Annotated in this window: 9 protein-coding genes; 5 read left to right on the top strand and 4 right to left on the bottom strand. The window is 73.1% G+C overall.

What is annotated here, in order from left to right:
- Positions 1–2,332: 2,332 nt before the first annotated feature.
- A complete protein-coding gene (locus FOE67_RS07690) occupies positions 2,333–2,716 on the top strand; it encodes a hypothetical protein (RefSeq protein ID WP_182661823.1) in 384 nt (127 codons plus the stop codon).
- 325 nt (positions 2,717–3,041) lie between these two features.
- On the opposite strand, the gene FOE67_RS07685 is transcribed toward FOE67_RS07690, so the two are convergent.
- The 3 genes from FOE67_RS07685 to FOE67_RS07675 form a co-directional block, all read right to left on the bottom strand.
- Positions 3,042–5,663 carry a hypothetical protein gene (locus FOE67_RS07685; RefSeq protein ID WP_182661821.1) on the bottom strand — a complete coding sequence of 874 codons (2,622 nt, stop codon included), beginning with the start codon at positions 5,661–5,663 and terminating at the stop codon, positions 3,042–3,044.
- A gap of 469 nt (positions 5,664–6,132) precedes the next feature.
- On the bottom strand, positions 6,133–6,927 hold the full coding sequence (locus FOE67_RS07680) for a glycosyltransferase family 2 protein (protein WP_182661819.1): 795 nt from the start codon (positions 6,925–6,927) through the stop codon (positions 6,133–6,135).
- Positions 6,924–7,706 carry a UTRA domain-containing protein gene (locus FOE67_RS07675; RefSeq protein ID WP_182661817.1) on the bottom strand — a complete coding sequence of 261 codons (783 nt, stop codon included), beginning with the start codon at positions 7,704–7,706 and terminating at the stop codon, positions 6,924–6,926. Before FOE67_RS07675 ends, FOE67_RS07680 begins: the two co-directional genes overlap by 4 nt.
- A gap of 173 nt (positions 7,707–7,879) precedes the next feature.
- Here FOE67_RS07675 and FOE67_RS07670 point away from each other — a divergent pair, with 173 nt between their 5' ends.
- Positions 7,880–8,233 carry a hypothetical protein gene (locus FOE67_RS07670; RefSeq protein WP_182661815.1) on the top strand — a complete coding sequence of 118 codons (354 nt, stop codon included), beginning with the start codon at positions 7,880–7,882 and terminating at the stop codon, positions 8,231–8,233.
- 507 nt (positions 8,234–8,740) lie between these two features.
- On the opposite strand, the gene FOE67_RS29995 is transcribed toward FOE67_RS07670, so the two are convergent.
- Positions 8,741–8,866, bottom strand: a complete 126-nt coding sequence (locus FOE67_RS29995; RefSeq protein ID WP_267133312.1) for a hypothetical protein — start codon at positions 8,864–8,866, stop codon at positions 8,741–8,743.
- A gap of 2 nt (positions 8,867–8,868) precedes the next feature.
- Between FOE67_RS29995 and FOE67_RS07665 the strand changes: the two genes are divergently transcribed.
- From FOE67_RS07665 to FOE67_RS07655, 3 genes are read left to right on the top strand one after another with little or no spacing between them, the layout of a single operon-like run.
- A complete protein-coding gene (locus tag FOE67_RS07665) occupies positions 8,869–9,225 on the top strand; it encodes a hypothetical protein (RefSeq protein ID WP_182661813.1) in 357 nt (118 codons plus the stop codon).
- Positions 9,204–9,428: a hypothetical protein gene (locus FOE67_RS07660; RefSeq protein WP_323384447.1), complete on the top strand. Its 225-nt coding sequence runs from the start codon at positions 9,204–9,206 to the stop codon at positions 9,426–9,428. Before FOE67_RS07665 ends, FOE67_RS07660 begins: the two co-directional genes overlap by 22 nt.
- Positions 9,428–9,997 carry a hypothetical protein gene (locus FOE67_RS07655; RefSeq protein ID WP_182661809.1) on the top strand — a complete coding sequence of 190 codons (570 nt, stop codon included), beginning with the start codon at positions 9,428–9,430 and terminating at the stop codon, positions 9,995–9,997. The genes FOE67_RS07660 and FOE67_RS07655 overlap by 1 nt, the downstream gene beginning before the upstream one ends.
- Positions 9,998–10,090 lie beyond the last annotated feature (93 nt).

The raw sequence follows: 10,090 nt of genomic DNA, 5'->3' as shown, positions 1-10,090 counted from the left end.
GGTCCTGCTCCGCAGGAACGACGCACCGGGCCTGCGGCCCGGTAGGCCGTAAAGCGCTGCGCGCTTTACGGGGGCATTCCCCTTCGGGGAATGCCGGGAATTCGCTCCGCGAATTCCTTGGTGAATTGCTCCGCAATTCACCGCGCCCCGGGTCATGGGGGCGGCCCGGATGGTCGGGCGGGTGCGGCCCGGTGGTGGGCGGGGGTACATGCGTGGGCCGGCTACGGGGTGGGGCGGTGCTCGTGGGGGTGACGGCCCGTCGGGCGCACCGGCCGGGAACGGGAGCCCGGGGCCCGGTGGGCGGCCGGCCGCACGAGGTCGGGGAAGCCGGGGCGGGAACGGGTGCTGGAAGCGTGCCGGGCGGGGGCCCGTGATGCATCACCGGTAGGTGTTGGGAAACGCCGGGACCACCCCCGGGCGCCCCCTCCTTCCCGCCCGATCATCCGGCGCGCGGCCCCGTGGATTGGTGATGCATCATGGGTAGAAGTTGGGAAAACTGGGGACCGCCCCGGCGCCCAGTGGCGCCGGATCACCGGTTTCCCGATTCCGTTTCACCGGTGCCCGAATTCGGTGACCGGTAGTCGAGGAATGGTCGGGAGCGGCTGTCGTCGTAATCGGAAAGCTTTTCCTCTCCCCACCATTCGTCATGGCCTTCGGATTCCTCCAGGGAAACGCACGGCTTCGCGTCTCCGCGACGCAACAGAACTTCCGTGTAATCCGGTGGCAGGGAGCGCCCTCCGTGTCCGCTTCCGCTGTCCCGGAACACGTGCTCTCCCCTGCTCTCCCGACTTCCCGAATGGAGGGCCGCCACCACTTCCGAACCGAGCGGATAACGGGCTCCCATGCCCTTTCGAGGGGTTGACCGGGGGCTTGACCACGGTGGTCAACCGCAGGTCGGGGCGCTGCACCGGGCGGGCGTCGCCACGGCGGCCGGGCAGGAGACCGGGGGCCGGGGGAACGGTCGGTCGGGGTGGTCCGCGGGCCTCGGTGGGGGTGTACCGGCGGTGTACCGGTGGTGTACTCCCGGGTGTACTGCGGGTGTGCCGGTGCCCGTCACGCTCCAGCACACCCACCGGGCTCCTGACCTGCTGGGACGACCCGTCCCGGGCCGTGACAGAGGCGGTGACCATACCCCGGATGGAGGAAGGGGGACGGGGAGGGTCGATCCGGCGGCCGAGCGGGGCCGGGGCGGGATCGGCCGGCGGATCGGTGGCGTGGCCGATTCGGCGGCGAGGACCAGGACGTGGCCGAGCCGGTGGCCGGTGGCCGATCGGGAAAACGGCCACCAAGGCACGTGGCCGGGCCTCTGGCCGATCCGGGAACGGCCACCAGGGCGTGGCCGAGCCGCCGGCCGATCGGCCACCGAGGGGCGTGGCCGGAGCCGTGGCCGCACCGGCCGGAGAACGGCCACCGTGGCCGCACGGCCGCCCCGTGGCCGCAGCAGCCGCCCGGAGGGGCCGTGCCGGGCCCGGCCGGGCCGCTGTGGGCCCGTGTGGCCGCCCTGCGGGCCGCCAGCGGCCACCGGGCCCCGCACGCCGCCCCGAGGCCGAACCGGGGGCCGCCAGGCAGATGCTGCGCCACGCCCCGACCGAACCGGGGACGAGGACCAGGGCGCGGCCGAACCCGTGGCCGATCCGACGTCGAGGACCAGGCCGTGGCCGACCCGTGGCCGAGCCGTCCCGCTCCCCACCACACGGGTATGGTCACCGCTTCTGTCACCGCCCGGGACGGGTCGTCCCCGCAGATCAGGGAGCCGCCGGGTGTGCCGGTGGCGGTACACCCACCGGTACAGCGGCGGTACACCCGGCGGTACACCACCGGCACACCCCCAGCAGACCGCCAGCACACCCTCGCCGGGCGGTCCCGGGGCGGCCCGTGCCCGGCGGGCGCCGGGTGTCGAGAGAACGGGTTCTCTCCCGTACAGGGAGAGACCTGTCGGCGCGCGGCCCCGGCCGAATCCGGGGCGCGGCCTGCGGTTGACCACGCCCGGCCCCGAGGGGAATGGGGACCGGAGTCGGTACCGGGGTCGGTACCTGGATCGGAACATGGATCGGAACGCGGTACGGGACCGGTGGCGGGACCGCCGAATACGCGGGTGAGCGTGCCTCATTTCCGGTGCCGTTTATGAAACCCGGCCCGCTTTCGAACGCGGCGGTGATACCGGGGGTGGCGTCCGGGATTCCCGGCGCAGGGAACGGAGGGTCCCCGCCGCGCGAGGGGGGGTGGGATGGCGGCGGGGACCGGCCCCGATGCTATCGGCCCGGCCGGTGGGCGGCGGCGGAATCCCGGGATTCCACCCCGAGTGTCGGCGAGTGACGATAGAAGAGGAACCATGACGAACACCGAAACCGGGGACCGCCCGGTGATCCCGATCGGGACCGAGACCATCGCGCACGCGGCGTACGACACCGACTGGCACGTCTACATCGAGGAGGGCCTGCCCGAGGGGGCGGGGCCGCTGGGGTACTGCACCGGCGTCGGGCCCGACGAGGACTTCGACCCGGCCGCGGCGAGTCGGGTCCTGGCAGCCGGCGGGTGGGAGACCGTCGGCGAATGGGAGCCGCTGCCGAACACCGAGGAGTACCCGTGGAGGGCCCGGGTGGTGCGTCGGGATCCGGCGGACATCGCGCCGGTCGCCCCGGCCGCCGACGACGACCAGGAGGAGGGGCCGGTGCCGGGTGACTACCGGCCGCCGGGTCCCGGCATCGTGATCTGACCGGCGGGCAGGGCACGGGCGAGGACGCTTCCCGGGGCGCCTCGCCCCTGCCCTGCCCTGCCCGCCGCTTGCCCTACAACCTGCCTTACAACGGGCCCTGTAACGTGCCCTGCAACTTGCTCTACAACTTGCCCCCAGATGCGCCGTGCCCCCTCTCCCACCTGCGCGGTCAAGGGGTCGCCGGCCGCCGACTACTTCCCCCGGGGACCCTCTTCCGGCGCCGGGGAACCCGGGGAGAGGCTCCCCGGGGCCCCTGTGCGTCTCCTCGCGGCCGGCCCTCGCCCCGGTGCACCGGGCGACCGGCGCGTGAGGGCCGGGGTGCCGGTCAGCGGCCGGTGCGGCGGCGGTGTCGGCGGGTGGTGACCGGGTGGGTGGTCCGGCGGGTGCGGACCCCGAGGGCGGGGCGGGGGGCGCTGCGCACGGTGCAGTGTCCGCACAGCGGTCCGGCCTCCGGGTCCAGGGGCGGGGTGCCGCAGCCGGCCCCGTCGTGCCCCGGGCAACCCGCCGGTGCGGGGGCGGCCGGCTCAGTGCGGGGCGCGGGCACGACCGCGTCGACGTCCCCGGCGTCCCCGGCGTCCCCGGCCCGGGCGAGGTCGACCAGGGCGGTGCGGGTGCGGTCCAGCAGCCAACGCGCCGCCAGCTCCCGGGCTTCGCGGGCGACGGTGTCGGCCGCCCGCCGAGCGGCATCGAGGGAGGCGTGGCGGTCGCGCATCGCGGCGGCCGCGGCCTGCCGGGCCTCGGCTGCGGAGGCCGGGGAGGCGGTCCAGGCGGCGAGGGCGGCACGGTGGGCATCGGCCCGGGCGGCGTCGGCCGCCCAGAGTGCGACCTGGCGCAGCAGCGCTGCCTGCACCCCGTCGGCGGCCGCGTCCGCGACGGCCGCGTCGATGCGGTCGGCGACGGCCTGCCGGGCGTCGACGACGGCCTGCCGGGCGGCGGCGGGCTCGGTGGTGGGGTCGATGCCGGGCACCGCGGCGGTCAGGATCGCGGCTTCCTCGAGGACGTCGGCGACCTGGCGGCGGGTGGTGCAGGCCGGGCACAGGCCGCCCGCCTCGGGCGTGCCGCAGTCGGCGCACGGCCGCGCGGCCGCGGTGGCCGCGGTGGCCGCGCGGGCGGCTTCGGCTTCGGCGGCGGCGGCCCGGCGTGCGGCGACCTCGGCCTCGACTTCCCGGCGCCGTTCGGCGGCGGCTTCGGCGTTCCGCGCGTTGCGCTCCTCGGCCTCGGCCGCGTGCTTGGTCGTCAGCTCCCGCAGGCGGGCCTCGGTGACCTTCGCGCGCTCGGCCGGCCGGGTGGCGGGGTGCAGTTCGACCGCGACCTCTTCGGCGACCTGGCGGCGGATCGCGCGGCGGTCGCCGATGCGCACGGCGCAGGCCGCGCAGTCGCCGCCGGTGTCCATCAGGGTCCCGTCGTCGCACCGCGAGTCGAGGCAGGAGCCGCGCCGGGGGAGCCCACGGGCCGTCAGCCAGCCGAGCGGGTCCGCGACCGCTTCGGCGCCGCCCTGGGCGGTCAGACGGGCCGTCAGACGCCGGTACAGGACATCGGGGGCCGTGTCGGGGCCGATGGTGCCGGAGATGACGCCCAGGGCCCGGCGCACCGCGTCGATGGCCCGCTGCTGCTGGTCGGGGGAGCGCAGGCGGGTCCACAGCGGCCGGGCCGGTCCCGTCAGCACCTCCGCGACGTCGTCCGGCATCGGCCGCCAGGCCGCACGCCACACATCGGAACCAGAAGCGGGGGGGGAATCCTGCTTGTCCCGGCGCAGCCGGCGGGCGGGCACCCCCGACTCCCGGCGGCTGCCCGTGACCCGGGTGTCGGGCCGGTCCTCGCGCGGGTGCGCGCGCTTCCGGCGACGGCGGGTGACCGGCTGACCGGCTACGCCGGAACAGCCCGATTCCCCACCCGCACTTTCTTCTGAGTCCTCAACCACCGGTGTGTGGTCAGCGTGAAGGGCTGCACTCCGGGAGACCTCGAAATCGGCCGTCTTGTAGGGGCTGACCAGGGACGATGCCTCCGGCAGCCGGATCTGACCCCCCCCTGCACTTGCCCCGGCCCCCTCACTGGTCACAATCGCACCGGTAACCGGGGCCTGCGGGGCCCGTCCGGCCGCCCGTCGGGCGTTGCGCATCCGCTGGTGCGCGGCGGCCACCGCCGGCACCACCAGGCGCTCCCGGGCGCCCGGCACTCGGGCCAGCGCCCCGCACGTCGCCAGCTGCTCCAACACCCGCTCCCCGGCCTGGCTGTCGGTGTCCAGCAGCCGGCCCACCGTGGTCGCCGCGCGGCCGCGGGCGTCCACCGGCCCGCCGCACATCCGCACCGTGCCGTCCGGGCGTCCGGCCAGCACCGCCCGCACCAGCGCCAGGCGCTCGGTGGCGGCGCCGTGTCCGGTGCGCGACCCCAGGATGCCCGGCTCGGTGACCGAGCCGTCCCGGTGCCGCCACCCCGGCCCGATCAGCGCCTCCATCAGCCGCAGCCACGTCGCGAACTCGGCTTTGGTCAGCCGCAGGTGGCTCTCCCGGTCGGCTTCGTGGCGGGCGCTCGCCAGCGCCTCCACCGTCCAGCGCAGGCCCAGGGTCCGTCCCCGCTCGGCACCCGGCGCCGGGTCCGCCTCCACCTCGACACTGGGCGCCGGGCCGCGCTGCAGCCGGGGCCGGATTTGGTGCCGCACCAGGGAGTCGGAGACACCCAGCCACCGGCCGAGCTCGGGGGCCGACACCGTCGCGGTCAGGTCCGCGGCGTTGGTCTTGGCCGCGAGGACCACCACCGCCAGGCGCACACTGTCCGGCGCACCGGCCAACTCCGGGTCCGCGAGCAGCGTGTCGACCACCGCCGACAACCGTGCCCGAAGCCGGTCCGACAGCACCAGGGCCTCCCCGGCCGACCACATCGGCACCGGCCCGGCCTCCCCCACCGGGGAGGCCGGGACCGACTTCCGCGCCTTCGTCGCCGTCGCCATCACCACGCACCTCCAACGAGGAGCGTCCGGGCGCGACGCGCGGGGGAAGCGAACGAGTGAACCGCGGGCACCAGCTGGTGCCCGCCGGACGGAAGGACCGGAGAAGCCGGGCAGGAGAAGAGCGTCACACCCTGAACAAGTCCGCCGAAGCGGCCGTTTGTGACCTCTCCCCCCGAGAAAGTTGAGAAATCTTCGGCACGGCCCGGCACGTCCGGGCCGGCGGCACCCGGGGCGAACCGCCCCGGCGCGGTGGTGGGTCGATAGTGCAGGTGGAGCACGTGGTCCCCTCGGTAGGGGAGTCGTGCGCAGCTGCGTGACCCGGGTCGCGGTGTGCATGGGCGCACATGCGGGTATGCTGGCCACAGGCCCGACGGTTCCAGCCGCCGGACCAACTGCGTACGACTCAGTTTCTGGAGAGTTACGGGAGTCGTGGAGGCCGTTCCCGCGTCAACGGGGCGGCCTCATCGCTTTAGGTAGTGATCTTATGCCTCCCCGTGTCCCGTGGAGTTAGAGGGGTCGAATCCCACTGCCAGCCAGTGGCCTTGAGGGCTACGGCCTGGAACTCCACAAGGGCGGCCAGGGCCGTGAAGTCAGCCGTGTCGGCGTAGCTCTCGCGGGCAGTGGTCTGATCGCTGTGCTTGCGGTAGAGCCCTCCGGGCTGCGCGAGCATCCACCCCGGCGTCACCGCAGCACAGCGCAGAACAGCGCCGATGGTCTCCCAGGCGGGCAGAGCTGGCCATCCCCCGAGAGCGTGCAGCAGCTCGGTCCGCGCAGCCAGGTGTGTAGCGACCACGGCGAACAGGTCGTCCCGGTACCCCTGCATCAGCGCTTCGTAGTCGAGCCACCCCTCAGCCGGATCGCGAGGGCCTGGGAGCAGAGAGCCGTCCGGCATGAGATCGAGGGCAGGGGAGATACACCAACCGGCCCCTGAAGTCTCCAGCGCCTCGATGTCGCGCCCCAGCGCTCCCTCCGTGAGGAGGTCGTCCGCGTCTACGGTGCGCACGATCTCGCCGGTGACTCGAGACATGGCCATGGTGCGAGCCACCGCAGCGCCACCACGACGGGCACAACCGGTAGAGACCCATGAAGCTGTCGGCACATCACGCAAGGGCCGGCCGGTAGTTCCGTCCTCTTGAACGATCCACTCCAGTTGCCAGCCCGAAGGCATTTTCAGTGCATGCGATTCCATGCACTCGGAGAGTTCGCCGAGGTATTTTTCACCACCATCATATACGGCGGTTATCACGGAATAAGTTCGGGTCACCACAACTCCAGATGCGTGGAATAGATGAGCTGCGAACGGTCGGCCGGGAGCGGAATTTCTGTAACCTCAACTACGCGCCCGTTAGTCGAAATACTCACCTTCGTGACGCGAATGACCGGAACGCCCTGAGGGATATCTTGTAGCTCCATTTCCTCATCGGTTGGCATGCTGGCGGTGATGTGGTCATCAATGCGTGCAACCTCCACTCCCAGGGTGTGGAGTTGATGCATGGTGCCGCCGGGCCAGGGCTCCCGCGACTCATCAAAAAGCTCGGGGTTTCTGCTGGCCAGGTCGTATGGGATGTAGGAGACCGAGGTTCCCGAGCCGCCGCCCTGGCGGTGACGCCGCACCCTCTTGCGTCGAAGAACTTTGGTTCCTTCCGGGAAACCAAAGAAATCCGCTACATGAGCGGGGCAGTCCACCACGGAGTGCTCGAAGGTGTCCTCGTGGATTTCCGAGAGGGAAACCCCTGAGTCCAGCTCGGAGACGCCGTTTCCGCGCCGTTCTTCCTCGGATTTGAGGGCAAGGTCTTTTTCGACCTGGTAGCGGGTGTTGCGGCGAACCGCCCGAATTGGGGGAACGCGCACCCAGGTTTTTCCGCCCTTTTTTCCGGTCAGCACCCCGCGTTCCTTGAGGTGCTGAATGGCCCGCGAGGCTGTGTTTCGGTGCACCTCGTAGTTCCGCGCGATCTCCGGCACGGTCGCGAACTGCTGACCAGGCGCCATCTCCTGGGCGACCCGGGCCAGGCGGTCCGCGAGTTCGAGGTACGTGTCTGCCATGCGGTCCACCCTTCCACGCAGAGGCGATCAAGGCAAGTCCAACACGTGATGGATGGAGAGTCCATCACGTGATGGTGCTTGACAGGTGCGCATCTCCATGCCAATGTCTCCCAGGGTTGCACTCCATCACGTGATGGACAGTGCTACATGTGATGATGATCTGGGAGGTCAAGATGCCTGGCACTGCCTGCACCACCGTCCGTACTCGCCTCGTTTCGTACGTGAACAGCCTGCTCACCCCCACCGAGTGGCCGCACGCCGACGCGATCGCGGACCAGGCGCTCGCCCTGGCCGCCGTGCCGACGATCCCCGCTCTGAGCCCGGACACCGACCCGGTGTCCGGGCTCCCCGCGTCCCTGGCCCGCGCGGTCCGCACCCTCGTGCGGCAGCGGTCGACGGCCTACCTCGCCCGTCTGGACCCCGCCCCTCTCACCCGGGCCGGGGCCGCCGACGAGGACCAGCTGCTCGCCGACGTCCTCCGGGCGCACCGCGCCGTCGACGTCCTCCCCCTGTCTGCTGCGGCCTGATCCCGGCCCCCACGATGCGGCTCGCCCTACCGGGCGGGTCCGCGTCGCGGGAGCCGGGCCCACGCCCAGCACCCAGCGCCCAGAGGCTCTCCCACCAGCCGTGACCGGCCGGGACCCAAGGGCAGCACCTGCACTTTGAGAACTGGAGATGCCGAGCACCGGGTGACGACCCCCGACATGGCCCGACCGACAACGGTGGGGTGAGCGGGGAGGTAACCGGATCGCACGGCGTCAGAAGGGCCGACCGGAGCCAGAAATCCGGTCACCGCGAACGGCGGTACGGCTCGGGGACGCGAGAGCAACCCCGGACCGTGCCACGCGAGCCGAGCGATCCCCTACCCCCGCCCACCCGGGCGGCGGTCACGCCATGACGCTCGCACCCGGTAAGCGGACCAACCTACTGACCGACGCAGGGGAGCGCCGGTCGCGGGCCCTCGCCTCCCGGTGAAAAGGCGACCCGACGCGACACCTGAGAGCGCGTCACCCCGCAGCGTCCTGCGCTGCCCGTCACCACCAGCCCCCCGGGCCGGTGGTGCGCGGGGGATGCAGGACCACCTGCCCCACCACATAGGTGACGGCCCCGGGAGGCACCCCGAGGCCGTCGTCACAGGCACCTCTTGCGAAAGGACTCACCTGTGGCTCTCATCATCACACGCTCCCGCCGACGGACCTCACCCGCCGACACCGCCAACGCCCCGACCTGCTGCGGCGTCTCGATGACCCGGCGGGGTGACCGCTGGGAGTGCGACGAGTGCTTCGGCTGGGACTACTCCTCCGGTGGCATTGCTCCCGGTACCGGCCACCTCCCGCTGCTCCTGGCCGTCACCGCCGCCGTGGGCCTGGCCGCCGTCGCCCTCACCGGCCCCGGCACCGGCCGCCGCACCCGCCGGGCCGCCCGCCACCAGGGCACCACCGCACTCCAGTGCCAGAAGTGCAACGTCGACCTGGGCGACGACTTCGAATGCCCGCTGTGCCACGGACCGGTCGGCTGACCACCACCCGGCCCGACCCGATACCCGCTGCCCGCCGCGCCGCATCCCTGGCGCGGCGGGCAGCGGCACGCCACGGCCCCCGACACCCCGCCGTGCGCGCCGCCCTGCACCTGGCCGCAGCTCTCGCCGCCCGCGTCTGGGACACCGGGCACCGGGTCACCGCACTTCACCCCGCACCGACATCCCGACAGGAGCACTCCTGATGATCCGCATCATCCGCACGACCGCCCTTGCCGCCCTGCACGAGACCGCCGACCGCGCGGTCGAGCTGGAGGACAAACTCGCCGTGGCGCGCACCGACCACGACGACGCCCGTGCCGAACTCGATGCCACCCGGGCCGCGCTGGCCCGCGCCCGAGCCGCACTCACCGAGGCGACCGCCACCATCACCGCCCTGACCACCGCCCGGGACGAGGCACAGCAGCACGCCGACGGCCTGCACGAGGTACTGCGCCAGTGCACCCGCGAGCGGGACGCCGCCCGGGCCGAGGCCCGGACCGCGAGGGCCGAGGTGATCGAGTTGCGGGACGCGCTGGCCGCCGCGGGCACGGTGGTGCTTCTCCATTACGGGCGCGTGCACAGCATCCACTCCAGCCAGGCCGCCGCCGAGGCCGCCGCCGAGGTCGCGCGCCACGGCGCCGCCCCGGGCCGGTGGGTGACCCCCGGGGAGGTCGCCGAGCTTCCGCCCGCCTCCGAGGTGCCCTGGCGCTGGATCCGCTACCTGCCCCGCACCACCCCCACCCCGGCCGCGCCGGTCACCGAGGCGGCCTGACCCACGGTTCCGGACGCACCCACCGCCGTTTCGGCGACACCCTGCGGCCCGCCCCGGACCCCTCCGAGGCGGGCCGCACCCACACCCCCAACG

Source organism: Streptomyces calidiresistens, from assembly GCF_014141525.1.
Taxonomy (GTDB): Bacteria; Actinomycetota; Actinomycetes; order Streptomycetales; family Streptomycetaceae; genus Streptomyces; species Streptomyces calidiresistens.
This window is presented reverse-complemented; position numbering and strand designations above follow the sequence as displayed.

What these genes read in the sequence shown, in the direction of transcription:
- FOE67_RS07685 (WP_182661821.1), bottom strand. Translation starts at nt 5,663, where the DNA reads ATGGCGACGGCGACGAAGGCGCGGAAGTCGGTCCCGGCCTCCCCGGTG.
- FOE67_RS07675 (WP_182661817.1), bottom strand. Translation starts at nt 7,706, where the DNA reads ATGGCAGACACGTACCTCGAACTCGCGGACCGCCTGGCCCGGGTCGCC.
- FOE67_RS07655 (WP_182661809.1), top strand. Translation starts at nt 9,428, where the DNA reads ATGATCCGCATCATCCGCACGACCGCCCTTGCCGCCCTGCACGAGACC.
- FOE67_RS07690 (WP_182661823.1), top strand. Translation starts at nt 2,333, where the DNA reads ATGACGAACACCGAAACCGGGGACCGCCCGGTGATCCCGATCGGGACC.
- FOE67_RS07670 (WP_182661815.1), top strand. Translation starts at nt 7,880, where the DNA reads ATGCCTGGCACTGCCTGCACCACCGTCCGTACTCGCCTCGTTTCGTAC.